General features: G+C 62.2%; 27 protein-coding genes and 2 pseudogenes. 19 read left to right on the top strand and 10 right to left on the bottom strand.

Annotated features, from left to right (window positions below):
- Window positions 1-225: 225 nt before the first annotated feature.
- Genes AC2444_RS23200 through AC2444_RS23185 form a run of 4 tightly spaced genes read left to right on the top strand, consistent with a single transcriptional unit; the run spans window position 226 to window position 5,270 of the window.
- Window positions 226-1,500 carry an imelysin family protein gene (locus AC2444_RS23200; RefSeq protein ID WP_012759825.1) on the top strand — a complete coding sequence of 425 codons (1,275 nt, stop codon included), beginning with the start codon at window positions 226-228 and terminating at the stop codon, window positions 1,498-1,500.
- A gap of 47 nt (window positions 1,501-1,547) precedes the next feature.
- On the top strand, window positions 1,548-3,086 hold the full coding sequence (locus tag AC2444_RS23195) for a di-heme oxidoreductase family protein (RefSeq protein WP_012759824.1): 1,539 nt from the start codon (window positions 1,548-1,550) through the stop codon (window positions 3,084-3,086).
- The gene (locus AC2444_RS23190; RefSeq protein ID WP_012759823.1) at window positions 3,086-4,186 is read left to right on the top strand and encodes an imelysin family protein; all 1,101 of its coding nucleotides are present in this window, start codon (window positions 3,086-3,088) and stop codon (window positions 4,184-4,186) included. Before AC2444_RS23195 ends, AC2444_RS23190 begins: the two co-directional genes overlap by 1 nt.
- Window positions 4,187-4,190: 4 nt before the next feature.
- Window positions 4,191-5,270, top strand: a complete 1,080-nt coding sequence (locus AC2444_RS23185; RefSeq protein ID WP_012759822.1) for a DUF1513 domain-containing protein — start codon at window positions 4,191-4,193, stop codon at window positions 5,268-5,270.
- A gap of 16 nt (window positions 5,271-5,286) precedes the next feature.
- On the opposite strand, the gene AC2444_RS23180 is transcribed toward AC2444_RS23185, so the two are convergent.
- Window positions 5,287-6,363, bottom strand: coding sequence for a DUF2252 family protein (locus AC2444_RS23180; protein WP_012759821.1), 1,077 nt, complete (start codon window positions 6,361-6,363; stop codon window positions 5,287-5,289).
- Window positions 6,364-6,629: 266 nt separating this feature from the next.
- Here AC2444_RS23180 and AC2444_RS23175 point away from each other — a divergent pair, with 266 nt between their 5' ends.
- The 3 genes from AC2444_RS23175 to guaA all read left to right on the top strand — a co-directional run bounded on the left by AC2444_RS23175 (window position 6,630) and on the right by guaA (window position 9,369).
- On the top strand, window positions 6,630-7,079 hold the full coding sequence (locus AC2444_RS23175) for a PaaI family thioesterase (RefSeq protein ID WP_003544704.1): 450 nt from the start codon (window positions 6,630-6,632) through the stop codon (window positions 7,077-7,079).
- Window positions 7,076-7,714, top strand: a complete 639-nt coding sequence (locus AC2444_RS23170) for a 5'-methylthioadenosine/S-adenosylhomocysteine nucleosidase (RefSeq protein WP_012759820.1) — start codon at window positions 7,076-7,078, stop codon at window positions 7,712-7,714. Before AC2444_RS23175 ends, AC2444_RS23170 begins: the two co-directional genes overlap by 4 nt.
- Before the next feature lie 92 nt (window positions 7,715-7,806).
- Window positions 7,807-9,369 (top strand): glutamine-hydrolyzing GMP synthase, encoded by a 1,563-nt coding sequence (guaA, locus tag AC2444_RS23165; protein WP_012759819.1) that lies wholly within the window; start codon window positions 7,807-7,809, stop codon window positions 9,367-9,369.
- Window positions 9,370-9,565: 196 nt separating this feature from the next.
- Here the strand turns inward: guaA and AC2444_RS23160 are convergent, their stop codons facing one another.
- A complete protein-coding gene (locus AC2444_RS23160; protein ID WP_012759818.1) occupies window positions 9,566-10,165 on the bottom strand; it encodes an NADPH-dependent F420 reductase in 600 nt (199 codons plus the stop codon).
- Window positions 10,166-10,283: 118 nt separating this feature from the next.
- Window positions 10,284-11,018 (bottom strand): SDR family NAD(P)-dependent oxidoreductase, encoded by a 735-nt coding sequence (locus tag AC2444_RS23155; RefSeq protein ID WP_012759817.1) that lies wholly within the window; start codon window positions 11,016-11,018, stop codon window positions 10,284-10,286.
- 263 nt (window positions 11,019-11,281) lie between these two features.
- On the opposite strand from AC2444_RS23155, the gene AC2444_RS23150 reads away from it, so the two are divergent.
- Window positions 11,282-12,178 (top strand): LysR family transcriptional regulator, encoded by an 897-nt coding sequence (locus tag AC2444_RS23150; protein WP_012759816.1) that lies wholly within the window; start codon window positions 11,282-11,284, stop codon window positions 12,176-12,178.
- Between the two features lie 79 nt (window positions 12,179-12,257).
- Here AC2444_RS23150 and AC2444_RS23145 read toward each other — a convergent pair whose 3' ends face one another.
- Both AC2444_RS23145 and AC2444_RS23140 read right to left on the bottom strand, forming a co-directional pair.
- Entirely contained in the window at window positions 12,258-12,788 is a 531-nt protein-coding gene (locus tag AC2444_RS23145) for a dihydrofolate reductase family protein (protein WP_012759815.1), read from the bottom strand.
- 212 nt (window positions 12,789-13,000) lie between these two features.
- Window positions 13,001-13,882: an AraC family transcriptional regulator gene (locus tag AC2444_RS23140; RefSeq protein ID WP_012759814.1), complete on the bottom strand. Its 882-nt coding sequence runs from the start codon at window positions 13,880-13,882 to the stop codon at window positions 13,001-13,003.
- A 275-nt stretch (window positions 13,883-14,157) separates the two neighbouring features.
- Here AC2444_RS23140 and AC2444_RS23135 point away from each other — a divergent pair, with 275 nt between their 5' ends.
- Window positions 14,158-14,649 (top strand): GNAT family N-acetyltransferase, encoded by a 492-nt coding sequence (locus tag AC2444_RS23135; protein WP_128449195.1) that lies wholly within the window; start codon window positions 14,158-14,160, stop codon window positions 14,647-14,649.
- Window positions 14,650-14,756: 107 nt separating this feature from the next.
- Here AC2444_RS23135 and AC2444_RS23130 read toward each other — a convergent pair.
- From AC2444_RS23130 to AC2444_RS23120, 3 genes and pseudogenes are all read right to left on the bottom strand, one after another.
- A pseudogene (locus AC2444_RS23130) lies at window positions 14,757-15,303 on the bottom strand (YbhB/YbcL family Raf kinase inhibitor-like protein).
- A 38-nt stretch (window positions 15,304-15,341) separates the two neighbouring features.
- Window positions 15,342-16,196 carry a helix-turn-helix domain-containing protein gene (locus tag AC2444_RS23125; protein WP_128438475.1) on the bottom strand — a complete coding sequence of 285 codons (855 nt, stop codon included), beginning with the start codon at window positions 16,194-16,196 and terminating at the stop codon, window positions 15,342-15,344.
- A 198-nt stretch (window positions 16,197-16,394) separates the two neighbouring features.
- Complete coding sequence (locus tag AC2444_RS23120) at window positions 16,395-17,291, bottom strand: LysR family transcriptional regulator (RefSeq protein WP_012759810.1); 897 nt, start codon at window positions 17,289-17,291, stop codon at window positions 16,395-16,397.
- A 128-nt stretch (window positions 17,292-17,419) separates the two neighbouring features.
- Here AC2444_RS23120 and AC2444_RS23115 point away from each other — a divergent pair, with 128 nt between their 5' ends.
- Genes AC2444_RS23115 through AC2444_RS23105 form a run of 3 tightly spaced genes read left to right on the top strand, consistent with a single transcriptional unit; the run spans window position 17,420 to window position 19,472 of the window.
- A complete protein-coding gene (locus tag AC2444_RS23115; protein WP_012759809.1) occupies window positions 17,420-17,791 on the top strand; it encodes an Atu4866 domain-containing protein in 372 nt (123 codons plus the stop codon).
- Between the two features lie 56 nt (window positions 17,792-17,847).
- Window positions 17,848-18,699 (top strand): oxidoreductase, encoded by an 852-nt coding sequence (locus tag AC2444_RS23110; RefSeq protein WP_171815708.1) that lies wholly within the window; start codon window positions 17,848-17,850, stop codon window positions 18,697-18,699.
- A 38-nt stretch (window positions 18,700-18,737) separates the two neighbouring features.
- On the top strand, window positions 18,738-19,472 hold the full coding sequence (locus tag AC2444_RS23105; protein WP_012759807.1) for an SDR family oxidoreductase: 735 nt from the start codon (window positions 18,738-18,740) through the stop codon (window positions 19,470-19,472).
- Between the two features lie 112 nt (window positions 19,473-19,584).
- On the opposite strand, the gene AC2444_RS23100 is transcribed toward AC2444_RS23105, so the two are convergent.
- Entirely contained in the window at window positions 19,585-20,148 is a 564-nt protein-coding gene (locus AC2444_RS23100; protein WP_012759806.1) for a methylated-DNA--[protein]-cysteine S-methyltransferase, read from the bottom strand.
- A gap of 282 nt (window positions 20,149-20,430) precedes the next feature.
- Here AC2444_RS23100 and AC2444_RS23095 point away from each other — a divergent pair, with 282 nt between their 5' ends.
- The 4 genes from AC2444_RS23095 (at window position 20,431) to ybaK (ending at window position 23,169) form a co-directional block, all read left to right on the top strand.
- The gene (locus AC2444_RS23095) at window positions 20,431-21,030 is read left to right on the top strand and encodes a 2'-5' RNA ligase family protein (RefSeq protein ID WP_017995766.1); all 600 of its coding nucleotides are present in this window, start codon (window positions 20,431-20,433) and stop codon (window positions 21,028-21,030) included.
- Between the two features lie 101 nt (window positions 21,031-21,131).
- On the top strand, window positions 21,132-22,193 hold the full coding sequence (locus AC2444_RS23090; protein WP_012759804.1) for a succinylglutamate desuccinylase/aspartoacylase family protein: 1,062 nt from the start codon (window positions 21,132-21,134) through the stop codon (window positions 22,191-22,193).
- Window positions 22,194-22,312: 119 nt separating this feature from the next.
- Window positions 22,313-22,663 (top strand): ArsC family reductase, encoded by a 351-nt coding sequence (locus AC2444_RS23085; RefSeq protein ID WP_012759803.1) that lies wholly within the window; start codon window positions 22,313-22,315, stop codon window positions 22,661-22,663.
- Between the two features lie 32 nt (window positions 22,664-22,695).
- Window positions 22,696-23,169 (top strand): Cys-tRNA(Pro) deacylase, encoded by a 474-nt coding sequence (gene ybaK, locus AC2444_RS23080; protein ID WP_012759802.1) that lies wholly within the window; start codon window positions 22,696-22,698, stop codon window positions 23,167-23,169.
- A 63-nt stretch (window positions 23,170-23,232) separates the two neighbouring features.
- Here ybaK and AC2444_RS23075 read toward each other — a convergent pair whose 3' ends face one another.
- Entirely contained in the window at window positions 23,233-23,676 is a 444-nt protein-coding gene (locus tag AC2444_RS23075; protein WP_012759801.1) for a MarR family winged helix-turn-helix transcriptional regulator, read from the bottom strand.
- Window positions 23,677-23,756: 80 nt separating this feature from the next.
- Between AC2444_RS23075 and AC2444_RS23070 the strand changes: the two genes are divergently transcribed.
- From AC2444_RS23070 to AC2444_RS23060, 3 genes and pseudogenes are all read left to right on the top strand, one after another.
- Window positions 23,757-24,440: a glutathione S-transferase family protein gene (locus AC2444_RS23070; protein ID WP_128438474.1), complete on the top strand. Its 684-nt coding sequence runs from the start codon at window positions 23,757-23,759 to the stop codon at window positions 24,438-24,440.
- Window positions 24,441-24,566: 126 nt separating this feature from the next.
- Complete coding sequence (locus tag AC2444_RS23065) at window positions 24,567-25,820, top strand: aminopeptidase (protein ID WP_012759799.1); 1,254 nt, start codon at window positions 24,567-24,569, stop codon at window positions 25,818-25,820.
- A gap of 542 nt (window positions 25,821-26,362) precedes the next feature.
- Window positions 26,363-26,713 (top strand): annotated as a pseudogene (locus AC2444_RS23060) (GIY-YIG nuclease family protein).
- Window positions 26,714-26,730: the final 17 nt, after the last annotated feature.

The raw sequence follows: 26,730 nt of genomic DNA, 5'->3' as shown, positions 1-26,730 counted from the left end.
ACCGGTTAGCCACGCCTGTCCGTTCTTAAAATCATTCCAAACTAGAGTGTTTGACACCAGTTTGCTTTTGCGCGAAGAGACGGAGCCCGATTACAGCGCCGCGCGTCTTATCAGACGCGCAAAGGACGCTGTAACACTTTGAATCGACGCATCGTGCTTTCCGAAAATCGATTCCGATTTTCGGGCCGATGCGGTAGACGGAAAATCCCGTCACAGGAGAGGATCATGAAGCTCAACACATTCCGCGCAGCCGTGCTGGCGATTGCCCCCGCCGCCCTGCTCGCCCTTCCTGCGCATGCCGCGACCGATGCTGCTAGCGTGGTGAAACACTATGCCGACGTGGCGCATGCAAAATACGAAGACTCGCTGACGACGGCCAAGGCGCTCGACGCCGCGATCGACGCCTTCCTGAAGGCGCCGACTGATGCGACGCTCAAGGCCGCCAGGGAGGCCTGGATCAAGGCGCGCGTCCCCTACCAGCAGACGGAAGTCTATCGCTTCGGCAATCCGATCGTCGACGACTGGGAAGGCAAGGTCAATGCGTGGCCGCTCGATGAAGGCCTGATCGACTATGTCGATGCTTCCTACGGCACCGAGAGCGACGAAAATTCTCTCTATGTGGCAAATGTCATCGCCAACAAGACGATCAAGATCGACGGCAAGGATGTCGACGCCTCCAAGCTGACGCCGGAATTCCTCTCCGGCACGCTGGCTGAGGCCGGCGGCATCGAAGCCAATGTCGCGACCGGCTATCACGCCATCGAATTCCTGCTCTGGGGTCAGGATCTGAACGGCACGGGTCCCGGCGCCGGCGACCGTCCGGCAACCGATTACGACCTCAAGAACTGCACGCACGGCAATTGCGACCGCCGCGCCGAATATCTGAAGTCCGCCTCCACGCTGCTCGTTACCGACCTGCAGGAAATGACCGACAACTGGACGCCGGACGGCGCTGCGACGAAGAACGTCGAAGCCGATCCGAAGGCCGGCCTCGTCGCGATCCTGACGGGCATGGGTTCGCTTTCCTACGGCGAGCTTGCCGGCGAGCGCATGAAGCTCGGCCTGCTGCTGCACGATCCCGAGGAAGAGCATGATTGCTTCTCGGACAATACCTACAACTCGCATCTCAACGACGCGATCGGGATCGCTGCTGCCTATACCGGCAACTATACCCGCGTCGACGGCACCAAGCTCAGCGGCCCGTCGCTGCATGATCTGGTGGCCGCCAAGGACAAGGCGCTCGATGCCGAAGTGGAAGGCAAGCTCAACAAGACGCTCGATGCGATGAATGCCATGGCAAAGCGCGGCGAGACCGTCGAGAAGTACGACCAGATGATCGGCGAAGGCAACAAGGAAGGCAATGCCGTCGTTCAGGCCGCCATTGACGGCCTGATCGATCAGACGAAATCCGTGCAGCGCGTTATTGCCGCACTCGATCTCGGTACGGTTCAGCTTGAAGGTTCCGACAGCTTGGATAATCCTAACGCCGTCTTCAAATAAGCAAAAAGGCGGGCCGCTTCGAAAGCCGGAGCGGCCCGGACCCTGAAATGTCGCATGCCCCGGCCCGCCGATTTTTCGCCAGCGTAGCGCTCTGCGCCACGATTGCCGGTTTTTCCGTCAGCATCGCCGCCGGTTTCGATCTGCCGCGGAAACGCACCGACCTCTCCGAGGCCGATCTGAAACGCGTCGCCGCCGTCACCCGGCCGACAGCGGATTTTTCCAAGGCCGAACAATACGAAGCCATGCAGGCAGGGGCTACGACCTCGATAGACCCTGTCACCGAAGACAGCTTCTCGCATATTTCGGCCAATATCCCCTTCGAGGAAGAGCAGAATTTCAAGCTCGGCAACGCGCTCTTCCGCAAGCTCTGGGTGTCCGCTCCCTCCTCGACGCAGGCTTCCGATGGTCTCGGGCCGCTGTTCAACGCCCGCTCCTGCATGAGCTGCCATGTCAATGACGGCCGCGGCAAACCACCGGAGGGAGGCCCGAGCGCCACCTCGATGTTCCTGCGGCTTTCCCGCGCCGCCACGACGCCGGAGGAAGAAAAGGCGGTCGCAAGTGCCGATGTCGTCAATTTTCCCGATCCGGTCTACGGCCATCAGCTGCAGGACCTTGCCGTTCCCGGCCTTGCTGCAGAAGGAAAGATGGCGATCAGCTACCAGGAAGAGAGGGTGACGCTCGGCGACGGCGAGACCGTATCGCTGCGCCTGCCGAGTTATGCGGTGACGAACCTCGGTTATGGACCACTCCACCCCGCGACGACGATTTCGCCGCGTGTCGCCTCGGCGATGATCGGCCTCGGACTGATCGAGGCCATTCCCGAGGCCGATATCCTGGCCCATGCCGATCCTGATGATGCCGACGGCGACGGCATCTCCGGCAAGGCAGCAATCGTGCGCGACCACCGCAGCGGCAAGATCGCGCTCGGACGATTCGGCTGGAAGGCACAGAACGCCACGGTGCGCGACCAGAGTGCCGATGCCTTCGCCAACGATATCGGCATCTCGACGCCCGATCACCCGGATGCGCAGGGCGATTGCACCCGGGCCGAAGAGAAATGCCGTGATATGCCAACCGGCGTGCAGAAGCGGCTGGGCGCCGAAGAAGCGCCGGGGCCCATTCTCGACCTCGTCACCTTCTATTCCGGAAATCTTGCCGTTCCGGCGCGGCGCAAGGCGAGTTTCCCCGAGACGCTGCAGGGCAAGCGGATCTTCTACGAAAGCGGCTGTATTTCCTGCCATCTGCCGAAATTCGTCACCCGCCGGGATACGCCGGACAAGGCACAGTCCTTCCAGCTGATCTGGCCCTATTCCGACTTTCTTCTGCACGACATGGGCGACGGGCTTGCCGACGGGCAGCAGGTCGGCCTTGCAAGCGGACGTGAATGGCGCACGCCGCCGCTATGGGGTATAGGACTGACCCGAACTGTCAGCGGACACAGCTTTTTCCTGCATGACGGCCGTGCGCGTGATCTCACCGAAGCGATCCTCTGGCATGGCGGCGAAGCTGAAAAGGCCCGCAACGCTTTCTCCTCCCTGCCGAAAGACGACAGGGCGGCCCTGATTACATTCCTGGAGTCACTTTGATGCGCCTTTGGCACCCCCTGCTCTGCCTTACTCTGATCGGCCTCGCGACATCAGCGGTCGCCCAGACGGCCACTCCCCCGGCAGGGCTGAACGAGGATGCCGTTCCCGCCGTCATGCAGCGCGCCGTCGACGAGGTGATCCGTCCCGGCTATCGCAACATGCAACAATCGGCCGCTCGGCTGACTACGGCGATGAAGGATCTTTGCGCCGACGGCACGCAGCAGACGCTCGACAAGGCGAAGTCCACCTTCGACGACACGATCCGCTATTGGTCGATCATCGAGATCGTGCAGACCGGCCCTGTTATCCAGGACAATCTCTTCGAGCACATCCTGTTTTATCCCGACCGCAAGGGCGTCGGCCTCAAGCAGGTGCAGGCGCTGATCGCCAAGGCCGACCCGAAGGATGCGACGGTCGATGCGATCGCCGGCAAGAGTGTTGCGTTGCAAGGCCTGACGGCGCTGGAATACGTCCTTTATGGCAATGGCTCCGACGATCTCGTCGGGCAGAAGGGCAGTTTCCGCTGCCTTTACGGCGAGGCGGTCGCCGGCAATATCCAGCGTGAGGCCGGCGAAGTCGTCGCCGCCTGGGAAAAGCCCGATGGCGTGCAGGCGAGCTGGAAACATCCGGGCCCGCAGAGCAACGATTTCATGGACAACAAGGAAGCGGTGACCGCGCTGCTCGGCATTCTGGTCCATGGCGCCGAGAATGTCCGCGACCAGCGGCTGGAGCAGTTCTACAAGGGCAAGGACACCGCGCCACGGCCGCGCATGGCGATCTACTGGCGCTCCAAAAATACCTGGAAATCGATGGCCGCCAATCTGGAGGGCCTGCGCACGCTCTGGCAGAAGGCCGGCATGGCCGAACTTCTGCCACCGGACAAACAGCCGATCGCCGCCGCGATCGACGAGGACTTCAAATCGCTGCTCGACAGCGTGCCGAAGCTCAATCCCGACATCGACGTCGCCACAAGCGATGCGGAGAAGGCCAAGCTCGATACGCTGCTTGCCGAAAGCCGCGACCTGATCACCCGGATCAGCGACGAATATGGCGCGGCGATTGGCCTTTCGGCCGGCTTTTCCTTTTCGGACGGAGACTGAGACGATGATGCAAAGTGCCGCGATCGACCGACGCAGCTTCGTCAAGGCGGCGGGGCTCAGCTTCCTTGCCACCTTGACGCCAAGGTCGCTGATGGCGCTGGAGAGGACCGATGCGGTCTATGCCTCGGGCATCCGGGCAGCCGACGGCTCCTTTGCCATTGCGACCGTGACCGAGCGCGGCGAGATCGTCGATCAGGTGGCGCTTCCCGCCCGCGCCCACGGCATGGCCTTCAGCGCCAGTACCGGCAAGACGGTCGCCTTCGCGCGCCGGCCCGGCACCTATGCGATGATCTTCGATCCCTGGAACAAAAGCGAGCCGATCGTCATCAACTCCAGGGAGGACCGGCATTTTTACGGTCACGGCGCCTTCTCTCCTGACGGCCGTTTGCTCTACGCCAGCGAGAACGACTTCGACGGCAATCGCGGCATGATCGGCCTCTACGACGCCACCGACCGCTTCACCCGCATCGGCGAATTCGAAACCTACGGCATCGGTCCGCACGACATGACGGTGTCCGACGACGGACGCCTGCTCATCGTTGCCAATGGCGGCATCGAGACGCATCCGGATTTCGGCCGCGCCAAGCTCAATCTCGGAGAGATGCAGCCGTCGCTTGCGCTGATCGATGCGGCAACAGGTGCGCTGGTCGAAAAACATGTGCTGCCGGCGGAATGGGCAGAACTCTCCACCCGCCATGTCGATCTCGACGGCGCGGGCCGCATCTGGTTCGCCTGCCAGTATGAAGGCCACCGCAAGGATTTGCCGCCGCTTGTCGGCCACTTCGCCAAGGGGGAGGATCTTACCTTCATCGACCTGCCGGAGGAGACCACGCGCAGGCTTGCCAATTACGTCGGGGCGATCGCCGTCAATCGCAGCGAAGGTCTCGTCGGCATCGCCTCGCCGAAGGGCGGCGCCTCGGTGACCATCGATGCAAGGACGGGCAAGATGCTGGCCGAGACTTCCGTTCCCGATGCAGCAGGCATCGCCCCGGCAAGAAGCGGCTTTGCCGTCTCCTCCTATGACGGCGATTTCCTGTCGACCCGCAGTGACGTCGCCTGGGATCAGCACATCGTGCGGATCTAATCACGGAAGCAGAGTTTTAGCTGGCACGCGAATAGGCTTTCTGCTCGGCGCTGACGCTCGATGCCGCGGCCCTTGCCGCCTCATGCAGCCATTCGTTTCCCCGCGCCGCCAAATCCTTCAGGATCGCCGCAACGGCCGCCGCATCGTCGGAATGGCAATTGGCGATCTCGAAGCCCATCAGTTCGAGCATCGTCGGCGAAAGCAGGATCTCGGGATGCCGGTCGACTTCGACCTTGCAGCTGTTCGGTGAGAGCCGGCGCACGAGGATGCGGCCGGAGACCCGGTAGTGCGGATCGGCTGAGCGCGCCCGCCCGTTGGCGATCTCTTCCGCATGGATCGCCATGTCCTGCGGGTTGTGGCGAAGCGACCAGGCGGACGGCAGCAGCGCCTTCGCCTCGCGCAGCACCGGCCCACCCTGCCATTCGGCATAGGCGACGAAACGCAGCCGACCGAGACTGCCGGTGCCGCCGCTGCGCGGCTTCGGCACGAAGGGTCCTGCCCCGGACGGCAGCGCGTCTGCGAGCGCCTTGGTGTAGGCTGATGGTGGCGGCTTGCTGCCGGGAAGCAACATCTCGTATTTCTCCCAGAATTCTCGGCGTTCGGAATTCGGCAGCAGCAGCGCCTTGCGCAGCCATTTGTGGTCGCGCTCGAGGATGACGGGCAACGGATTTTCAAGGCCCCGGCGATAGCCGCTCAAGATCAATTCGCCGATCATGCGAACCGAGGGACCGTCGTCGCCGCGGGCCAGGACAGCGCTTGCCGCAAGGCGAACGAGATCAAATGCATAGGGCATCACCGCCGCGTCGTCGAAATCATTGACACCCCAGACGAGCCGGCCCTCGATATCGCGCCAGGTACCGAAATTCTCCAGATGCGTATCGCCGATCGCCAATATCTCAGGCGCGCCTTTAAGTTCCGGGCAGATATCGAGGATGATCTCGCACCAGCGCCAGTAGGTGGCGCGCAGGAAGACGAAATCGCCACTTCGCATCTTCTCGTGCTTTTCCCGGAGATCGTCCTTGACGAGATCGTCGCCGAGTTCGACGGCCAGCCAGGTCTCGAAATTGCGGACCGATTGCGATATCGTCGTCATGCCGGCACTCCATCATTTCGCGACGCGTGCGGAGAATACGCGCGCCGCGCGAAGCTGCAATCGTCTTCGCATCGGATCGCCACGATCCAGCGGTATTGGCCAGCGGTACTGACCAGCTGTATCGGCTTGCACGGCGACGGAAAGGTGAAAGGTTGCCTCGGCGACACGGTCCCGGGTTTCCATCGCCGCCCGGACCGATTTCAGCAATGTCCAGCTTGTCGAATGCGGCGCGCCATGCCAATTTCGCGGCTGCAAGAGGGGCAGACATGAGCGAGACTGACAGGGGCGATTTCCGCGCGCGAATCCGCCGTAATTTTGCGCGGCAGGCGGCGATGGAAACGATCGGCGCGGAGCTGACGCGCGTCGAGCACGGCGTCGTGGAGATCGAGCTACCCTTCGACGTCAAACTGACACAGCAGCACGGCATCCTGCATGCGGGCATCATTTCCGCAGCGCTCGATTCGGCCTGCGGCTTTGCCGCCTATAGCGTCATCGACCCGGAAGCCTCGATCCTGACGATCGAGTTCAAGGTCAATCTCATGTCGCCGGGGCGGGGCGATCGTTTCCTGTTTCGCGGGGAAATCACCAAACCCGGCTCCACCATCATCGTCGCCGACGGACGAGGCTACGCGATCAGCGACGGGCCGGCGAAACTCATCGCCTCCATGACCGGAACGATGATGGTGATCCGCGGTAGAGAGGGCATTACGGGATGAAGTTCGAACTGAAATCGGTCGCGGGGAAATCCATCCTTTTCGTCATGGCGGCGGAGGCCGAATACGGCCCCTTCCTGCGTTCGCGCATCGAACCTTTGATGACCGGCGTCGGCCCGGTCGAGGCAGCCATCGCGCTGAGCAAGACATTGGCGCGGCTGGATGCCGTCGACGACCTGCCCGATCTCGTCGTGTCTCTCGGCTCGGCCGGTTCGGCGAAACTGGAGCAGACCGAAATCTATCAGGTGACTTCGGTTTCCTACCGCGACATGGACGCTTCGCCGCTCGGCTTCGAAAAGGGCAAGACACCCTTCCTCGACCTGCCAGCAACGCTCGATCTGCCGCTGCGCATTCCCGGCATTGCCGAAGCAAGTCTTTCCACCGGCGGCAACATCATCTCGGGCGCCGCCTATACCGGCATCGACGCCGACATGGTCGACATGGAGACCTATGCGGTGCTGCGCGCCTGCCAGGGCTACAAGCTGCCGCTGATCGGCCTTCGCGGCATTTCCGACGGCGCCGTCGAGCTGCAGCATATTTCGGGCTGGACCGAATATCTGCACATCGTCGACCGCAAGCTCTCCTACGGCGTCGACAGCCTGTTCACGGCGCTGGAGGATGGGGTTTTCTGGTTCTGAGCCTCTGAATACGGGACAATTGGAACAATAAAAACCCGATGCCGCCGATTTCCCGGATTGCCAGGCGAGGCGCTTTTCATTAAAGCCTCGCCATGACCCAGACAGCACATCCCGACTCCGTTCTCATCGTCGATTTCGGCAGCCAGGTGACCCAGCTCATCGCACGACGCGTGCGCGAGGCCGGTGTCTATTGCGAGATCGTTCCCTTCCAATCGGCCGAAGAGGGCTTCCACCGCCTGCAGCCGAAGGCCGTGATCCTGTCCGGCAGCCCGGCTTCCACGGTGGACGAGGGATCGCCGCGAGCGCCTAACATCATCTTCGAGAGCGGCCTGCCGGTGTTCGGCATCTGCTACGGCCAGCAGACGATGTGCATGCAGCTCGGCGGCAAGGTCGAGAGCGGCCATCACCGCGAATTCGGCCGCGCCTTCCTCGAGGTCGACAGGGACTGCCAGCTGTTCGAGGGCCTCTGGTCCTCCGGCTCGCGCCACCAAGTCTGGATGAGCCATGGCGACCGCGTCACCGCGCTGCCGGATGGTTTCGAGGTGGTCGCCACCTCCTCCAACGCACCCTATGCCTTCATCGCCGACGAGAAGCGCAAATATTACGGCGTGCAGTTCCACCCCGAGGTCGTGCATACGCCTGATGGCGCCAAGCTGATCGGCAACTTCATTCACAATATTGCCGGCCTCAAGGGCGACTGGTCGATGTCAGCCTATCGCCAGAAGGCGGTCGAGCAGATCCGCGAACAGGTGGGCGACAAGCGCGTCATCTGCGCGCTTTCGGGCGGCGTCGACAGTTCCGTCGCAGCGCTGTTGATCCACGAGGCCGTCGGCGACCAGCTGACCTGCATCCTCGTCGACCACGGGCTGATGCGCAAGGACGAGGCGGCCGGCGTCGTCGCCATGTTCCGCGAGCACTACAATCTGCACCTGTTGCACGTCGATGCGGCCGATCGCTTCATCGGCGAACTCGAGGGTGTCAGCGACCCGGAAACCAAGCGCAAGATCATCGGCCGGCTGTTCATCGAGACCTTCGAGGAAGAGGCAAAGAAGCTCGGCGGCGCCGACTTCCTCGGCCAGGGCACGCTTTATCCCGACGTGATCGAGAGCGTTTCCTTCACCGGCGGCCCGTCGGTGACGATCAAGTCGCACCACAATGTCGGCGGTCTGCCGGAGCGCATGAAGATGCAGCTCGTCGAGCCGCTGCGCGAGCTCTTCAAGGACGAGGTGCGCGCACTCGGCCGCGAACTCGGCTTGCCCGACAGCTTCATCGGCCGTCACCCCTTCCCAGGCCCGGGCCTGGCGATCCGTTGCCCCGGCGGCATCACCCGCGAAAAGCTGGAGATCCTGCGCGAGGCCGATGCGATCTATCTCGACGAAATCCGTAAGGCCGGCCTCTACGACGCCATCTGGCAGGCCTTCGCCGTGCTGCTCCCCGTCCAGACCGTCGGCGTCATGGGCGATGGGCGCACCTACGAATTCGTCTGTGCGCTGCGCGCCGTCACCTCCGTCGACGGCATGACGGCGGACTTCTACCACTACGACATGGAATTCCTCGGCCGCGCCGCCACCCGCATCATCAACGAAGTGCGCGGCATCAACCGCGTGGTTTATGATGTGACGAGCAAGCCGCCCGGCACGATCGAGTGGGAGTGAGGGGAGTACCGCCGTCGGGCCCACCCCAACCTTCACGACTTTGTGGCCTTCAAATATTCGGTCGCGCGCTGCTCGAAGATGTTAGAGCGCCGTGAGTCCTTTCGGACGCACGAAGGACGCTCTAACACTTTGAATCTACGCATCGTGCTAGCGCGCGCGACCAGTTCTCGGCGTCGATCACACGATCATAGATCGATTACTGCTCCTTCTTGAACAAATCCTGGAAGATGAGCTGGCCCCAAGTGCGGCCGCGTGCGTGCACCAGCGCGCCACCCTCGTTGAGCTTTCCCAGCTCGACGGGTGCGAACCCCAGTTGTTTGGCCAAATCCGCCACGGGAGCGATCGCGTCCTCGTCGTCGCTCGACAGAAAGACGACCCGGTGCCCGCCCTCGACGATCGGATCGGCAGCCAGGGTGGCCGCAATCAGGTGATTGAACCCTTTCACGAACTTGGCGCCGGTGAACGATTTCGCGACGAAGGCGGAGGACGGGAGGCCGTCCAGCTCTTCGGGGACGGGAAATGCGTTCGTCGCATCGATGACCGTCTTGCCTTTCCAGCTCGGCAGGGCATTCGCAACCTCGCGATGCTCGCCGAACGGGACTGCCAGGATGATCGTGTCGGCCTCGAGTGCATCCCGCAGCGACCTGGCGACGACCGTGGGTCCAATCGCCCGAGCCTGCGGCGCCAACACCTCGGACGGCCGGCGGCTCGCGACGGTCACGGCGATGTTTTTACGGGCGAAGGCGTGGGCGAGGGCCTGGCCTATCTTGCCGAATCCTACAATTGCGTAGCTCATAATGCTTCTCCGATATTGTGTTGATATTGATTTCCCGACCCTTAGCGGCGCTGGGTTATCTGCCGAGCCCTACAGAGCTCCGAATAATCGAATGGAGCGCCCGGCCGGGTGCAGCGCGTCACAGTTGCGCCAGGCCGCCGTCGACGGCGATCTCGCTGGCGGTCATGAAGCTGCTGTCCGACGACGCCAGAAAGGCGGCCACCGCCCCGATCTCCTCCGGATCGGCCATACGCTGGAGCGGCGTCATCGCGCCGTAGGCCTTCTGGCCTTCCTCGCCCAGCGCCTCTTTCGCGAGTTCTGTCGCCGTCGCCCCGGGTGACAGCACGTTGACCCGGATGCCGGTGCCCTTCAGGTCCTCAGCCCAGGTCCGCGCGAGGTTGCGCACTGCCGCCTTGCTTGCGCTGTAGGCCGTAAATCCCGGTGCGCCCGTGGTGCCGGCGCTCGATCCGGTCAGGATGATCGAACCGCCTGAGCCCATCAGCGGCAGCGCCTTCTGGACCGTGAAGATCGTGCCCTTCACATTGGTGTCGAAGGTCTCATCGATGTGCTCGGCGGTGATATTGCCGAGCGGAAGCGGGCTTCCGGCCCCGGCATTGGCAAAGACGATGTCGAGCGTTCCGCGCTCTGCCTTCACCGCGGTGTAAAGCCGATCAAGGTCGGCCTCATCCGAGACCGAGCCCTTTACCGCCCGCGCATTGGCCCCGAGGTCCGCCACAGCGGCGTCAAGCGCCTCCTGCCGTCGGCCGAAGATGAAGACGAAAGCGCCCTCCTCGATGAAGCGCTTGGCTGCGGCGCGGCCGATGCCCGTAGCGCCGCCGGTGATCACGGCGGTCTTTCCATTCAGTCTGTTCATGTCATGCATCCTTTGGTCGTTCGGGGACGCCCCCGAGAGCCTCAAAATAGGTTCGCCAAAGTCAGGCGTTGAGTGCGGAAGCGCGCACATCGGTGGTGCAAAATCGATCCGGCCGGACGACTGACGCCAGCCGCGACGATCGGTGTGCGCCGTTTGGAATCGGGCCGTCCTTGCCTACATAGGCTATGATGACCGCCCGCACTGCTGTACGACGCGTTAGATACTGGCTTGGGAAGGCGCACCGCGCGGTGCCGGATTGCACCATGATTGACTGGGATGACATTCGCTACTTTCTGGCCGTGGCGCGCGGAGGCTCGGTGCGGGCTGCCGCCAAGGGCCTCGGAGTGAATCACGCGACCGTGCTGCGACGCATCGCACAGCTCGAGGAACGCCTCGGGGCGCAGATGTTCGAAAAGCTGCCTTCGGGCTACCGCCTGACGGCTGCGGGCGAGGAGGTCCTCGAGCTCGCGAACCAGATGGAAGCGTCGTCGCACGAACTGGAGACGCGCGTCTTCGGGCGCGACCAGAGCGTGCGCGGGCTTCTGCGGGTGACGTTGGCTCCGCCCCTCGCGACACACCTGCTCATGCCTGACTTCGCCGATTTCGCGCGTCTGCATCCTGATATCGAGATGGAAATCGTGTCGTCCGGCGAGCTGGCAAATCTGACCAACCGAGAGGCCGATGTGGCGATCCGCGTCGTTTACGACCGCAAAACCCTGCCGCTCAATCTTCACGGCCTGAAGGGACCGGATATATTCGGCGGCGTCTACATGTCCTGCGATCGACTAGCCGCTTGGCGTGCGGGTGCGCCTGATCCGATCCGGTGGATCGTCATAAGCATTCATGGAATTCCGGATTGGGCCAGCGAGGGTGAGATTCGCACCACGGGGGTTCCATTCAGGACCACGGACGGCGAGGCGCAGATCGTTGCTGTACGGCAAGGGCTCGGGATCACGACACTGCCCTGCTTCGTCGGAGATGCCGACCCCCTATTGGTGAGGGTGCCGGGCACCGACCTGCACATGTACGGAACGCTCTGGCTTCTCACACAAGGGGAGACACGCAAGACGAAGCGCGTGCGGCTCTTCACGGAGTTCGTATCCCGCAGGCTCTCCGCATACGCTCCGCTTCTCGCGGGGCTGCCCATATCCCGCGACTGACGCCCGGCAGGTCGCCGGCGACGCTTGCCGTCATCCGGTCGGAAGCCGAGCTGCGATTTCCATCTAGCGAGTCCCGAGATCAAGCCGGAACGTAGGTCAACCTGATCACATCCTCGCCAATCCGGTCATGAGCCATCAGGTGGAGCGGCGGCCGGGGTCCGGCGAAATATGGCTTGCCGTGACCGAGCACGACTGGGTGCAGGTAGATTCGATACTCATCGATCAGGCCAAGTTCGGTCAGGCTTTGCGCCAAATTGGGGCCGGCAACTTCGATCTCGCCGTCGCGTTCCGCCTTCAGTTCGCGGATCGCGGCCTCAAGATCTTCCCCAACAAGCGTGGCCTTGGGACCGACCGACGCCAATGAGCGCGAGACGACCCATTTCGGTTGGCTCCGCCACGCCGTCGCGAAAGCCTGTCGCTCTGCATCCCATTCAGGATGTTCGTCGTCCCAGTAGCGCATGACCTCATACATCTGACGACCGTACACACTACCCGCCTGCCGCTGAGCCTCTTCGATGAAGTGGCGGAAGAGTGTCGGGCTTGGCGCAAACGCCATATGATCGACGTAGCCGTCCAGGGACTGGTTCATTCCGAACACAAGCTTAGCCATCTTCACTTCCTTTCCTAAAACGGCATATCCGCGCGCAGACCTGCTTGCATTATGCAATCGGTTGGAAGTTAGCTCAACTGGTTTTATTTCGTAATTGGTTTTTGAAGTGCACAGCGATCCGCGATCCGATGGCCGCCAACCGGCCGGCCTGAGGTGGACAACGACCTGTCCACCTCAGGCTATCAGCATAGACAAGCCGCCGTCAGAGGACGCTATTTCAGCGGCAGAAACAGCTCCGCCACCGCCTCATGCTCCGCCACCTCCGGGAAGAAGCTCAGCCGTTGGCAATAGATCGGGAAGTTGCGTGCTTCCTCGCCGCTGGCCGGAAGCCATTCGCGATAAAGGTAGAGCGCGGCGGGCTCCAGATTGTCGGTGTTGCCGACGACACGCAGCACCGCGCAGCGCCCGCCGGGGATCTCGCCGGCTTTGATCTCTTCGCCGTTCGCCTCGATTGGTTGGCTGATCCCGACACAAAGGTCGACGCTATAATCGGCAGGCGACTGAGGACGCCGCTCGGAGCGCCAGACGTTGAAGGTCGGACTTGTCCTGGGGTGCAGGCCAGCGGCCTTGCGCCAGGCGATGAACCGCTGGATGGTGGCGCCGAGCGACGCAGGGTCGCCCCGATGCTCCATGATCGCCACCGGCGTGGCAGGCACATTGCGAATTATCACGTCTTCAGCGATGAAAGTCTTCTGCATGAGCTTGCTCCTTGCATTGTCGAGAGGCCCGAAGGCGGCAAGCCACGGCTCCCATTCGGGAGATTTCCGGAACGACGAAGGCGATTGCCCGAACCGTTGCCGAAAGGCGCGGGCAAAGGCATCCGGTGCGTCGTAACCGGCATCCATCGCTATATCGGTGACGCGTTCTTCGTCCCTGTAAGCCAGCCGGTATGAAGCGCGCTTCATGCGGGCAAGCTGGATATAGCGATACACTGACAATCCGAAGGTCGCCGTGAACTGCCGGTGGAAATGAAATTTCGAGAAGGCTGCGACACTGCTCAAAACGTCAAGATCGAGATCGTCATCGAGGTGCCGGTCGACATAATCCAGCACTCGCTGCATCCGCTCATGATAGTTCCGAAGCGCTGCGGTCATTCGTCTTGGTCTCCGTGGCAGCTCAAACTAGATCCCTCAGGCAACGCAGCGCTCGACCGATCTTGCGGTTAGCCGGTGCCGCCCGATCGGAGCATCTTGCGATCCTCGCCTGGCACTGTTATTCGCATTTCCGTCTTAGAGGAGAATGCCTTTGTTTGCCGTCGCAACGATCCAGAACTCACCGGCTGCGGCGGTAGGGATAGAGGCGCTCGGCATCGTGACCGAGAGCTGATCCTCGCTCTATCGCTCGGCCTTTCGCGCGCCAATGCCGGCGCATGTCTAATGTCCAGAAGACTATGATTATCGAACTAACATCTCATGATTTTGACGCGCTGCTGAAGGGCATCGCCCCTGCTCATCTGCGCCTTGTCCAAGACAGCGCCATTGCACCTCCTGAAGTCCTGGCGATGTTGAGCCGCCTCGCCGCTGACATCGGCGCGGAATTTTCACCGTCGGCCTGGATGATCGTGGAGGATGACGAGATCGTCGGCCTTTGCTCTGTCATCAAGGTTCCGCGGGATGGCAATATCCATATCGGCTATGGGGTTGCGCCTTCCCGCCAAAGCCGTGGATGCGCCACGCGGGCGATAGGGCAGTTGCTTCAGTGGGCGCGGAACGACCATCGCGTGGCCTTAGTCTCTGCGGAGACCGGGGTCGACAACATCACGTCCCGGCGCGTTCTTGGACGCAATGGCTTTATCCGTATCGGCGAGCGTGTCGATGCCGAAGACGGTCCGTTGATCTGCTGGGAAGCAATGACCGTCTAGGTTTGCAGACCAGGGAAGCCCCAGACCGGAAACGACCGGCCAAGGTTCAATTACCTCGGCCGGCCGTTGTCATGAGGGGAATGACGACTGCGGATCCGAAGCCGGCTTCAGCGGCCGTAGGTCACCTCGACGGAGGCCTTGGCGAGCGTATTGGCCCTGACATAGAAGCCAACCATGGCAGCCGGGGCGGTCTCAGGAAGCGGGAGCTTGTCCACCGAGAGCGCATAGACGGTGAACTTGTAGTGGTGCGGCTGATCGCCGGCCGGCGGGGCATGCGCCGCCATATCCGGACATGCCAAAATCCGTGTGACCTTCGACGGCGCCTGCCGGAAGCTTTTTGTCACCGCTGGCGCCGGTGGCAATCTCCGAGGCATTTGCGGGAATGTTGAACACCGACCAATGCCACCAGCCCGAGCCTGTGGGAGCATCCGGATCGTAAGCCATGATGGCGAAGCTCTTGGTCGCCTCAGGCGCACCCGACCAGGTCAGCTCCGGCGAGATGTTCTTGCCGGCGCAGCCGAAGCCGTTGAAGATCTGCGCGTCGGCCATGGACTTGCTGGCGACCAGATCCTTCGAGGTGAGCTTCATTTCGGCCTGTGCGGCCGTCGCGCCGAAGACGGACGTAGCGAGAAGTACTGCTGTGATGAAACGCATGCTGTTTTCCTGCGGTTGATAATGCCGGAAAACTATCGTCACCGCGCAAGCGCATCTGCCCCGCTACGCTCAACTTCTGCCCCGATCCGCTCAAAACGCTCAGAGCCACCCCGGACATGGCGCGGATTGACGCCGAACCGCTCTTTGAAACGCGCCGCGAATTGAGAAGGAGAGTCGTAACCGACCTCAAGCGCAATCTGCGCCATCGGCAGGGTTGTGGTTTGAATGAGGCCCAAGGCGCGGTTCATTCTTGTATCGCTCAAGATCTCAGTAAAGCCGGTACTTTCGGCGGCGAGCTTCCGCCTCAGCGTCGCTTCACTCATGTTGAACGAGCGCGCCGCGTGCCCCAGCGTCCAATCAAAGGCCGTATCGCTTTCAATCATCTGCCGCAGCCGGTCCTCGAGCCGAGGACTTTGGCATTGGCCCAGCACCGCTCCGCCGAGCGCAAACCAAGTGATGAGTTCGAGCAACCGCGCCTTGGCAATGGCGCCGGGAAGCCTCGTCAGATTGCCGGGCTGACAGCAATAGTCAAACAATGCCGCAGCTTCTTCCGGCAGGTCCGAGGTGACTGCCGGGACAGGCCTTGATGGGACGGCAATCGACCCCATCCTGCTGTAGGCTTCCTCGAACAGCTGTCGCGGAACGGGAAGCGCCAGGGTCTGATACTTCTGCGGCGCCTTGGGAATGTTCTCCATCGTCAACGGTCGATAGTCGGGCAGCAAGCCATAAGCGCCGGCTTCGAGGCGCAAAGCCTTATCATCGGCCATGACGATCTTGGTTCCCGACTGCACCTGTATCAACAAGGGGCTCGTATTGACGAGACGATAAAAACAGGCCCGCCCACCCTGACGGATCAAAGCCCTGGCCGGAACAGGAAAGACGTCGTCGAGCATATGTTCTCCGCAAAAGGATGGAAGCGCGGCGAGCGGTGGCGTCTATAGAGCGCGCGCCGCCTCGCTGGCCTCTATCATCGGGAATATCAAAGCCGGATGCCAGCGGCAACATCAGCCCAAGCCGCAGGATTTGAGCCCGTGCGACTGGCCTGAAATCGCCGTCGAGACTTACCAGCGGCGGCTTAAGCCCAGACCGCATTACCGCCGGTCGGAGCTGCGGACATAATCGACCAATGCGCGCAACTTCAGCGGCTGCCTCTGGCGCCTGGGGTAGTAGAGATAGAAGCCCGGAAAGGGTGGACAGAAATCCTCCAGCAGCGGCACGAGTTCGCCGCGGTCGATATAGGACTGGAAGGTTTCCGCCATGCCGAAGGTGATGCCTGCCCCCGCGCAGGCCATACGGATCATCATTCCCATGTCGTTGGTCGTAACAGTGGGATCGACGGAGACGTCGAAGTCGCGGTCGTTTTCGGTGAACTCCCAGCGATAGGGCGCCGTATCCGGGCGTGGGCGCCATCCGATGCAGGCGTGGTTCTGCAACTCGCGGGGATGGCGGGGATGGCCGCGGCGGTCGAGATAGCTGCGGGATGCCGCCGCGCATTGTCGCTGCTCTTCGGAGACGGAGATCGCGATCATGTCCTGCTCGATCACCTCGCCCAGCCGGACGCCCGCGTCGAACCCGGCCTCGACGATATCGAATTCGTCATCGGTGATGGTGATATCGAGTTTGATGTCAGGGCAGGCTTCCATGAAGCCGGCCAGCAAGGTGCCGGACAGGAAGTTCTCGGCGATCGAGGAAACGGTGATCCTCAGCAGGCCGCTCGGGCGCGCCTGCATTTCCCGGACCGTCTGCATCGCATCATTGACCTGCCGGACCGATGGACGAACCGCCTCGAAGAACACTTCGCCGGCTTCGGTCAGGCTGACGCTGCGCGTCGTGCGCTGGACCAGGGCGACTCCGACCCGATCCTCGAGGCGCTGCAGGGCCTGGCTGACGGCGGAACGGGTGACGCCAAGCCGCTCGCCGGCAAGCCGGAAGTTCCGCGCCTCCGCCACCGCAAGAAAGACTGAAATGCCTTCGAGATCGTCGACCATTGGTTAGCACTTCTAACCAAGGCATCATGGATTGGCAACTTAATCGCCGCGGATCGGCGCGCTATCTTTCAGGTCGAGGTCAACGCCAAGACCCACTCATCGGCAAATCTTCTTCGAAAGGCAAGGCAATGCGAAAGTTTTTCAAAAGCTCGGTCCTGCCGTTTTTCACGGCGATCACCCTGGCTGGCACGGCGATCAGTTCGTCAGCCGCCGATGCCATGAACCGCCAATCTCACCAGCAACAAACAAGCGAGAACGCTATGCAGCAACATTCCTATGTCGGCATGTGGGTTACGGATGATGGCCGCGTCCGCCACGAGCTTCTGCCGAATGGCCGTTACGACGAAGCCCGTGGCAGCAGAGAAAGCGCCTATCGAGGACGCTACGACGTCACCGGAAACCACATCGAATATTGGGATGACACGGGCTTCACAGCCGACGGCGATTTCGTCGACGGCAATACCCTCCATCACGGTGGCATGGTGCTTCGGCGCAAATGACGTGCCGCCCGAAAGGCAACACCACACAAGAAGGCCGCATTTGCCGGCCGGAAAGGATGACGATCATGTCTTCCCCAACACCCATCTGGTTCATCACCGGCGCATCGTCCGGCCTCGGCCGGGCGCTCGCCGAAGCCGTGCTGGCCCGTGGCTGGCGCGCCGCTGTTACAGCGCGCAGACCCGAGACCCTGGCAGATCTCACGGCGCAACACGGCGACCCCGCGCTTGCCCTTGCACTCGATGTGACGGACAGCCGCTCCATCGCCGGCGCGGTTCGTGACGCCGAAACGCATTTCGGTGCGATCGACGTCCTCGTCAACAATGCCGGTTACGGCTACTTCTCGGCGATCGAAGAGGGCGATGATGCCGAGATACGCGCCCAGTTCGAGACCAATGTCTTCGGACTGATCGCCGTCACCAAGCAGGTTCTGCCGGGCATGCGCCGACGCCGGCAAGGGCATATCTTCAACGTCTCTTCGCTCGGCGGGCTCGTCGCTTTTGCCGCAACCGGCTATTACCATGCCACCAAGTTCGCGGTCGAAGGCTTGTCGGAATCGCTTTCGCATGAGGTCAGGCCGCTTGGCATCGATGTGACGATCCTTGAACCGGGCGCCTTCCGCACGGATTGGGCCGGCCGGTCGATGGTCGAATCCAGCACGATCATCGAAGACTACGCCGAAACGTCAGGCAAGCGGCGCCAGGCCACCCGCTCGATCTCCGGCAACCAGCCGGGCGATCCCGCGCGCGCGGCAACCGCGATCATATCGGCGTTCGAAGCGGACGTGCCGCCGCTGCGCCTGCTGCTCGGTGCACCCGCCCTGAAGATCGCCCGCGAACGGCTCGATGCGCTGCGCACAAATTTCGACGCCTGGGCGGAGACGACGCTCAGCGCCGATTTTCCAAGCTAACCGTAACGAAAATCTCACCTGCAAAAATGGAGCTTGAAATGTCTGATATCAAAGGGAAAGTCATTGCCATCACCGGCGCCAGCAGCGGCATCGGAGAGGCCGCGGCAAAGGTGCTGGCTGCCGCAGGCGCCCATATCGTCATCGGCGCCCGCCGCACCGAGCGCCTGGAGGAACTCGCCGGCGAAATCGCCGCAAAGGGCGGGTCGGTGCGCCGGCGACAGCTTGACGTCACCGACCGTTCCCAGGTGGAAGCCTTTGCAGGCTTCGCCCGCTCCGAATTCGGACGGCTGGACGTTATCGTCAACAATGCCGGCGTCATGCCGCTGTCGCTACTCGACGCCCTCAAGGTCGACGAATGGGACCGGATGGTCGACGTCAATATCAAGGGTGTTCTCTATGGCGTTGCGGCGGCGCTTCCGATCATGAAGGCGCAGGGATCAGGGCAGATCATCAACCTGTCTTCGATCGGCGGCCACAGCGTCTCTCCGACGGCGGTTGTCTATTGCGCGACGAAATTCGCGGTACGGGCGATCTCGGACGGACTGCGGCAGGAGTCCGATCGTATCCGCGTCACCGTCATCTCTCCGGGCACGACGACATCGGAACTCGCCGACACCATCACCGATCCGACGGCGCGTGATGCCATGAAGGCTTTCAGGGCGATCACCATCAGCCCCGAGGCCGTCGCCAATTCGATCCTCTACGCCGTCAGCCAGCCTGATGATGTCGATGTCAGCGAGATCATCATCCGACCGACAGCCAGCCCCTATTGATCCGCTGAGATTGCTGCCAAAGTAATTCCAGCAAAAGTGTAGAGCGGTTTTGCCAGGCAAAGCGCGAAGCGATTTTGCCGGGAATTGCGGAAAACGAAAGAGCCTCCGCCGCCTAAAAACCCAGCGACTGCTGGGCGGGCGGCGGCGGTGCAAGGTTGACGCCTTCGAGCTCCAGCATGCGGGCCTTCGATGACGAACCGCCGGGCGCGGAGAAGCCCCCGATCTTGCCGCCGGCCGCAAGCACCCGGTGGCAGGGGATGATCAGGGCGACAGGGTTCTTCGCCATCGCCTGGCCGACGTCGCGGGCGGCTTCCGGCCCGACGCCGAGCTCCTTGGCCAGCGCGCCGTAAGTGGTGGTGCGGCCCCAGCCGACACGCCTTGCCGCCGCATAAATATCCCGGAAGAAGGCATCCTGGCCGGCAAGATCGAGTTCGACGCCGGAAAAATCCGTCTCCTCGCCCTGGAAGTAGCGTTTCACGGCGGCGACCGTCTCGAGCACGCCAGGCGTCGGCGCGCCGGCTTCGGCATCCGGCAGGCGGCGCAACAGCAACCGTTCCGTCGCTTCCGCTGACTTGGTCGGCAGTTGGAAACGGATGATGCCGGCGTCGCTCCAGGCAATACCGCAGAAACCGCCCGCGGTTTCGAAGATGAGATAGTGGTGCGTTGTCTCAGCCATGACACAGCCTCCGCGTTTTCGATGACCTTCAAAATCGTATGGGACGGCCGCTGTTTCAACCCGTTTCTTGCGCGCGCCAGGCTTCCAGGAAATATTGCGATGCGCCCCTGCATTGTCGACCGACTAGCCACTTCACCCGGTCCTGAGCGACGTTTCGGATAAGTGTGGCCCCGAGCATGTCGGGAAATTATGTTCTCTTTTTGTTCTTGATGTTGTTTCCTTGCAGAGTATCTTCGTCGCGTTTTGAAAACGACGAGGCGGGTCATGACGACCTGAAACTCCATGAACCAGATGCCCTTCGACTTCGGAGACGACAAAAATGGTCGCGGACGGCGGAACGAAAGCTACGTCAGCGGACACCGACTTTTCTTTGCGCTCTGCCCTCCTGATGCCGTCGAGCAGCAGGCGGCCGCAATCGCCGATGACTATCGTCGAGCCTTCTCCCTTTCCGGGATGCCGCGCCTGACGACATTGCATGTGTCGATCATCTGGGTCGGCGACTATCCGAGGCTGCCGGAGGATGTGGTCTTCGCGGCACGACAGGCCGGCGCCACAGTCGAGAGTGCCCCGATCGCAATAAGCTTCGACCGGATCATGCGATTCCCGCAGGCGCGTTCGCTTGTGCTTTGCGGCGAAGGCGGACGGAAACCACTGACACGGCTGCACGTCCAACTGGGCGTCGGCATGTACAATGCCGGCTTGCGGCACAATGTCGGCCGCGACTACAAGCCGCACATGACACTTCTCTATGACCGCAAAGCCGTGCCGCCGACGACCCTCGACACACCCGTTTCATGGACCGCGTCCGAATTCCTGCTCATCCACAGTGTTCTCGGAAAAACCGAACATCGGATCATCGATCGCTGGCCGCTGCTCGGCTGAGGCAATGATGTCTTCGGACCACGCTTGCGCTTGCCCCATTTCCGCTCATATAGCTCGGAATGCCTAACCGGGCGCTGGTTGTAAACGGGAACGAAGACAGCATGGACGTTTCAGAGATCATCATCCCTGGAGATACGCCGGGAACGGAGTGGCGGTTGCCGGTGCTGCGCTTTAAAGGCCACGATCCGAAGGCGCCGAAGGCCTATATCCAGGCGGCACTGCATGCCGGCGAGCTGCCGGGAACGGTGCTGCTGCATTTCCTCTGCGAAAGGCTGCGGCAGGCGGAAAGCCAAGGTGGGATCGCCGGCGACATCACCATCGTGCCGCAGGCCAATCCGATCGGTGCGGCGCAATCGCATTTCGGCGAGCTGCAGGGCCGTTTCGACCTGGGCTCACGCACCAATTTCAACCGGGATTTTCCGCTGATCTCGATTGTCGATCGCACCACGCTGACCGAAGATCTCGATGATTACCCGGCTACCGACAGATTGAAGAGGCAGCTGCTGCATATGGCGCTTGGCGCCGATCTCGTGCTCGACCTGCATTGCGACGACGAATCCCTGCAATATGCCTATATCGACGAGGCCTTCTGGCCGGAGGCCGCCGATCTTGCCGCTTCACTCGGCATGGAGGCCGTGCTGCTTTCGGATGGCGAAAGCTCGGCCTTCGAGGAGGCCGTCGGCTTTGCATGGAAATATGAGGTTCCCGGCGAACGCCGGCCCCGTCTGCCCGGCAAACTCTCCGTCACCGTCGAGCTGCGCGGCAAACGCGACGTCGATCCGGTGCTGGCGAAAAAGGATGCGGATGGGCTCTGGCACTTCCTCGCGGCACGGGGGACCGTTGGCGACGAAAAGCCCGCGGCAATGCCATTTTCCGGTCCGGCCGTGCCGCTCGACAATGTCGAGATCATCCGCACGCCAGAAGGCGGAGCCGTGCTCTTCCATCGCGACATCGGCGAGAGGGTTGCCGAAGGCGACCGCCTAGTGACGATCGTCACTAGGCCGGGGCAGCCGGGCGGCAGCATCGAGCTCACCGCGCCGCAGGACGGGCTGATCCTGACCCGAACCTCCGACAGGCTGGTGCGGCGGCGCGGCGACCTGATGAAGATCGCCTGTGACGAACCCAGCAAGGCTTCCCGCAAGGCCGGCACGCTGGAGAATTGAACGGGGCCGGTTTTGTCCGGCTGCGATTGTCGACGCGCTCGGGGATAAAACGTCGCACGGCGTTTGCGCCGGCCTTCGTGCATGTTATCTCGCTGCTATCACAGGGAGATCGATCGGGCATGGCCGTCACCATCTATGGCATCAAGAATTGCGACACGATGAAAAAGGCGCGCAGCTGGCTGGAAGAACATAGCGTCGCCTATGAGTTTCACGATTACAAGGCGCTCGGTATCGACCGCGCCCATCTCGAAGCCTGGATCGACCAGGCCGGCCTCGATACTGTGCTCAACCGCGCCGGCACTACCTTCCGCAAATTGCCCGACGCCGAGCGCGAGAACCTCACCCGGGAGAAGGCAATCGCCCTGATGCTCGACCAGCCGTCGATGATCAAGCGGCCGGTGCTGGAAGTGAAGGGCAAGCTGCTGGTCGGCTTCAAGCCGGAGATTTACGCCGGTACGTTCGGAGGCTGACAGGCGGCCCGCTGAACTCACGAGGGAAAGAGATGTCCAAGACTACGCGCGCGACACAGCTTCTTTCGCAGGCAGGCGTCGCCTTCACCGTTCATGCCTATGACTACGACCCCAATGCCGAGCGCGTCGGGCTGCAGGCGGCCGAAGCGCTCGGCGAGGCGCCGCATCGGGTGCTGAAGACGCTGATGGCGGAGGTGGACGGCAATCCGGTCTGCGTCGTCGTGCCGTCGGACCGCGAGGTCAGCATGAAGAAGCTTGCCAGCGCCTTTCACGGCAAATCGGCCAATATGATGAGGCCTGCCGATGCCGAGCGGCTGACGGGTTATCATGTCGGCGGCATCAGCCCGTTCGGCCAGAAAAAGACCGTGCCGACGGCGATCGAGGAAGCCGCACTTGGCGAACCGCTGGTCTATATCAATGGCGGGCAGCGCGGGCTGCAGGTGCGGCTCGATCCGAAGCATGCGTTGAAGGCACTGAAGGCTGTCGCCGCGCCGCTGATTGCCTGATCGGAGCATGATGCCGAAAAGTGTGAGCGGGTTTCGGACGACATCATGCTCTCACTATTGAATCTAGAGGAAGCGGTCGAGCAGGCCGGCGATCGCCTTCGCCTCGTTTTCGGCAAGCTTGCAGCCGATATGGGTCTCGATCGATTTGGCATAGACGATCCACATGCGCTCGCGAAGCTTTCGGCCGGCATCTGACATCACCACCCAGCGGCCGCGTCCATCCTCGGCGAAGACCTCGCGCCGGACCAAGCCCTCTCTTTCCAGCCGGTCGAGCAGGCGAGAGAGATTATACTGGGCCAGCAATGTCCGCTCTTCGATCTCGTAGGGGCGCAGTTTGCCGTCTTGCGAGCGCGCTAATTCCCACAGCACGTCATACCAGGCAAGCGGCGGCATGCCGGCCGTTTTCAGGTCGGCTTCGATGGCGCCAAGCAGCCGCTCGCGGGCGCGCATGATGCTCGTCCAGGCAGAGGTAACCGCTTCGCTTGGATTCGACGGCTTTTCAGACATAAATGCAGTTACATCTATCTTGAATTCCGCCGCAAGCGTTATTAGATGCATTTACATCTATCATTGCCAAGGAGGCCCCCATGAGCAAGCTTACCCTCGTCAGCCATCATCTCTGCCCCTATGTGCAGCGCGCCGCGATCGCTCTGCTCGAAAAGGGCGTGCCCTTCGAGCGCATCAACATCGATCTTGCCGACAAGCCCGACTGGTTCCTGCAGATCTCGCCGCTGGGCAAAGTGCCACTGCTGCGGATCGAGGAGGAGGACGGCAGCGAGGCGGTGCTGTTCGAAAGCAGCGTCATCTGCGAATATCTGGAGGAAACGCAGCCGGGTGTCGCGCTGCATCCCAACGACGCGCTGACGCGTGCCCGCCATCGCGGCTGGATGGAATTCGGTTCCTCCGTGCTTTCCGATCTCTGGGGTTACGAGACCGCCGAGGATGCCGCGCAGTTGGAGGCCAAGCGCAAGGCGCTCATCGCCAAATTCGCAACTGTCGAGAAGATGTTGACGGACGGGCCGTATTTCGCCGGCAACGACTTCAGCCTCGTCGACGCCGTCTTCGCGCCGGTCTTTCGGTATTTCGATCTCTTCGAGACGCTCGGCGACAGCGGCATCTTCGAAGGGCTTGAGCGGGTGAAGCGCTGGCGCAAGGCTCTCTCCGAGCGGGCAAGCGTCAAGGCCGCCGTTGGCGAAGACTACCCGCAGCGGCTGATGGAATTCCTCGACAAGCATAACTCGATCCTGCTCAGGCAACCTGCCGCCGCCTGAAGCACGGCCGGCGGGCGGACATATATCCGGCCGCTTGCAATTCGGCGGCGATACGCTTCATTTTCGCCGCAAACGGGTCTAAATCTTCCAGCCTCGCACCGTCGATGACAGAAGGCAGGTTGAACCATGACTTTCATGCCCCAGAGCCAGAACACAATTGATCCCGTCAAGCTGGAAAAACTTGCGGAAGTCGCCGTCAAGGTCGGGCTGCAGCTGCAAAAAGGTCAGGATCTGGTGATCACCGCGCCTGTCGTGGCGCTGCCGCTGGTTCGCCTGATCACCAAGCATGCCTATCTGGCCGGCGCCGGACTGGTCTCCGCCTTCTATTCCGACGAGGAAACGACGCTGGCGCGCTATCAATATGGCAGCGACGAGAGCTTCGACCGCGCCTCCGGCTGGCTCTACGAGGGCATGGCCAAGGCCTATGCCAACGGGGCGGCCCGTCTTGCGGTCGCCGGCGACAATCCGATGCTGCTGTCCGAGCAGGATGCCGGCAAGGTCGGCCGCGCCAATCGCGCCAACTCAACGGCCTACAAGCCGGCGCTGGAGAAGATCTCGAATTTCGACATCAACTGGAACATCGTCTCCTACCCGAACCCATCCTGGGCCAAGGTGGTCTTCCCTGACGATCCGGAACCGATTGCGATTGCCAAGCTCGCCAAGGCGATCTTTGCCGCCTCGCGCGTCGATGTCAGCGATCCCGTCGCCGCCTGGGCCGAGCACAATGCCAATCTTGGCAAGCGATCCGCCTGGCTGAACGGCGAGCGTTTCGCCTCGCTGCATTTCCAGGGACCGGGTACCGACCTGACGATCGGCCTTGCCGACGGGCATGAATGGCATGGCGGCGCTTCCACCGCCAAGAACGGCATTACCTGCAATCCGAACATCCCGACCGAGGAAGTCTTCACCACGCCGCATGCGCTGCGCGTCGAAGGCCATGTGTCGAGCACCAAGCCGCTCTCGCACCAGGGCACGTTGATCGACAATATCCAGGTACGTTTCGAGGGTGGGCGCATCGTCGAGGCCAAGGCCTCGCGCGGCGAAGAGGTCTTGAACAAGGTGCTCGATACCGACGAGGGCGCGCGCCGGCTCGGCGAAGTGGCGCTGGTGCCGCATTCCTCACCGATCTCGGCCAGCGGCATCCTGTTCTACAACACGCTGTTCGACGAAAACGCCTCGTGCCACATCGCACTCGGCCAGTGCTATTCCAAGTGCTTCCTCGATGGCGCGACACTGAGCCAGGAGCAGATCAAGGCGCAGGGCGGCAATTCCAGCCTGATCCATATCGACTGGATGATCGGCTCGGACAAAGTCGATATCGACGGCATCAAGCCGGATGGTTCACGGGTTCCGGTGATGCGGCAGGGCGAATGGGCCTGAGCGGCATCATCGTGCGCTGACTGGATAAAGCGCGCTGGTGCGGCCAGCCCCGTCCTTCGAGGCCCCTGCGGGGCACCTCAGGATGAGGCTGGAGAGGGCGTGCCAGAAGGATAGCGGCAGGCTCATCAGCCTGGGATGCCTGGAGCCTTGATCAGGTCACCAATCACACGGCACCACGATCAGCCCTCATCCTGAGGTGCGGAGGCCAAAGGCCGAAGCCTCGAAGGACGGGGGCGGGTGGCCCCGCGCTCACCGCAACGCCTGCATTGTTGGATGATACGCCGGCGGCCAGCCTCGTCCTTCGAGGACCCTGCGGGGCACCTCAGGATGAGGCTGGAGAGAGGGCCGCCAGAAGGACAGCGAAAGGCTGATCGGCCTGGGATGCCCGGAGCTTTGATCAGTCCACCAGCCTCACGGCACCACGATCAGACCTCATCCTGAGGTGCGCAGGCCGCAGGCCGGAGCCTCGAAGGACGGGGGCGGGTGGCCGTCCGCCACAACGCCTCATTGTTGCCGCCTTCACCCCATGCTAGCCTTCCGCCATGGAAGTCACCGTCTATATTCTCCGCTGTAGCGACGGCTCATATTATACCGGCCTCACCAAGTAGGAGATTGAGGCGCGTGTCTGGGAGCATAATGCCGGGACCTATGACGGCTATACCGCCAAGCGCCGCCCGGTCGAACTCGTCTTCAGCGAAACCTATGACCGCATCATCGACGCCATCGCCCGCGAGCGCCAGATCAAGGGCTGGTCGCGCCGAAAGAAGGAAGCGTTGATGGCAATGGATTACGAGGCCCTGCCTGATTTGTCGAAGCGCGGGCCGGTTAAAGCCGGGCGAGCTGCCCGTGGCCAGCCCCGTCCTTCGAGGCCCCTGCGGGGCACCTCAGGATGAGGCTGGAGGGAGGGCCG

This window comes from Rhizobium sp. WSM1328 (assembly GCF_057653715.1).
Note: the sequence above shows the minus strand (reverse complement) of the source record. Positions and strands in the feature narration are given on the sequence as shown.

What these genes read in the sequence shown, in the direction of transcription:
- AC2444_RS23200 (WP_012759825.1), top strand. Translation starts at nt 226, where the DNA reads ATGAAGCTCAACACATTCCGCGCAGCCGTGCTGGCGATTGCCCCCGCC.
- AC2444_RS23195 (WP_012759824.1), top strand. Translation starts at nt 1,548, where the DNA reads ATGTCGCATGCCCCGGCCCGCCGATTTTTCGCCAGCGTAGCGCTCTGC.
- AC2444_RS23190 (WP_012759823.1), top strand. Translation starts at nt 3,086, where the DNA reads ATGCGCCTTTGGCACCCCCTGCTCTGCCTTACTCTGATCGGCCTCGCG.
- AC2444_RS23185 (WP_012759822.1), top strand. Translation starts at nt 4,191, where the DNA reads ATGATGCAAAGTGCCGCGATCGACCGACGCAGCTTCGTCAAGGCGGCG.
- AC2444_RS23180 (WP_012759821.1), bottom strand. Translation starts at nt 6,363, where the DNA reads ATGACGACGATATCGCAATCGGTCCGCAATTTCGAGACCTGGCTGGCC.
- AC2444_RS23175 (WP_003544704.1), top strand. Translation starts at nt 6,630, where the DNA reads ATGAGCGAGACTGACAGGGGCGATTTCCGCGCGCGAATCCGCCGTAAT.
- AC2444_RS23170 (WP_012759820.1), top strand. Translation starts at nt 7,076, where the DNA reads ATGAAGTTCGAACTGAAATCGGTCGCGGGGAAATCCATCCTTTTCGTC.
- guaA (WP_012759819.1), top strand. Translation starts at nt 7,807, where the DNA reads ATGACCCAGACAGCACATCCCGACTCCGTTCTCATCGTCGATTTCGGC.
- AC2444_RS23160 (WP_012759818.1), bottom strand. Translation starts at nt 10,165, where the DNA reads ATGAGCTACGCAATTGTAGGATTCGGCAAGATAGGCCAGGCCCTCGCC.
- AC2444_RS23155 (WP_012759817.1), bottom strand. Translation starts at nt 11,018, where the DNA reads ATGAACAGACTGAATGGAAAGACCGCCGTGATCACCGGCGGCGCTACG.
- AC2444_RS23150 (WP_012759816.1), top strand. Translation starts at nt 11,282, where the DNA reads ATGATTGACTGGGATGACATTCGCTACTTTCTGGCCGTGGCGCGCGGA.
- AC2444_RS23145 (WP_012759815.1), bottom strand. Translation starts at nt 12,788, where the DNA reads ATGGCTAAGCTTGTGTTCGGAATGAACCAGTCCCTGGACGGCTACGTC.
- AC2444_RS23140 (WP_012759814.1), bottom strand. Translation starts at nt 13,882, where the DNA reads ATGACCGCAGCGCTTCGGAACTATCATGAGCGGATGCAGCGAGTGCTG.
- AC2444_RS23135 (WP_128449195.1), top strand. Translation starts at nt 14,158, where the DNA reads ATGTCTAATGTCCAGAAGACTATGATTATCGAACTAACATCTCATGAT.
- AC2444_RS23125 (WP_128438475.1), bottom strand. Translation starts at nt 16,196, where the DNA reads ATGCTCGACGACGTCTTTCCTGTTCCGGCCAGGGCTTTGATCCGTCAG.
- AC2444_RS23120 (WP_012759810.1), bottom strand. Translation starts at nt 17,291, where the DNA reads ATGGTCGACGATCTCGAAGGCATTTCAGTCTTTCTTGCGGTGGCGGAG.
- AC2444_RS23115 (WP_012759809.1), top strand. Translation starts at nt 17,420, where the DNA reads ATGCGAAAGTTTTTCAAAAGCTCGGTCCTGCCGTTTTTCACGGCGATC.
- AC2444_RS23110 (WP_171815708.1), top strand. Translation starts at nt 17,848, where the DNA reads ATGACGATCATGTCTTCCCCAACACCCATCTGGTTCATCACCGGCGCA.
- AC2444_RS23105 (WP_012759807.1), top strand. Translation starts at nt 18,738, where the DNA reads ATGTCTGATATCAAAGGGAAAGTCATTGCCATCACCGGCGCCAGCAGC.
- AC2444_RS23100 (WP_012759806.1), bottom strand. Translation starts at nt 20,148, where the DNA reads ATGGCTGAGACAACGCACCACTATCTCATCTTCGAAACCGCGGGCGGT.
- AC2444_RS23095 (WP_017995766.1), top strand. Translation starts at nt 20,431, where the DNA reads ATGAACCAGATGCCCTTCGACTTCGGAGACGACAAAAATGGTCGCGGA.
- AC2444_RS23090 (WP_012759804.1), top strand. Translation starts at nt 21,132, where the DNA reads ATGGACGTTTCAGAGATCATCATCCCTGGAGATACGCCGGGAACGGAG.
- AC2444_RS23085 (WP_012759803.1), top strand. Translation starts at nt 22,313, where the DNA reads ATGGCCGTCACCATCTATGGCATCAAGAATTGCGACACGATGAAAAAG.
- ybaK (WP_012759802.1), top strand. Translation starts at nt 22,696, where the DNA reads ATGTCCAAGACTACGCGCGCGACACAGCTTCTTTCGCAGGCAGGCGTC.
- AC2444_RS23075 (WP_012759801.1), bottom strand. Translation starts at nt 23,676, where the DNA reads ATGTCTGAAAAGCCGTCGAATCCAAGCGAAGCGGTTACCTCTGCCTGG.
- AC2444_RS23070 (WP_128438474.1), top strand. Translation starts at nt 23,757, where the DNA reads ATGAGCAAGCTTACCCTCGTCAGCCATCATCTCTGCCCCTATGTGCAG.
- AC2444_RS23065 (WP_012759799.1), top strand. Translation starts at nt 24,567, where the DNA reads ATGACTTTCATGCCCCAGAGCCAGAACACAATTGATCCCGTCAAGCTG.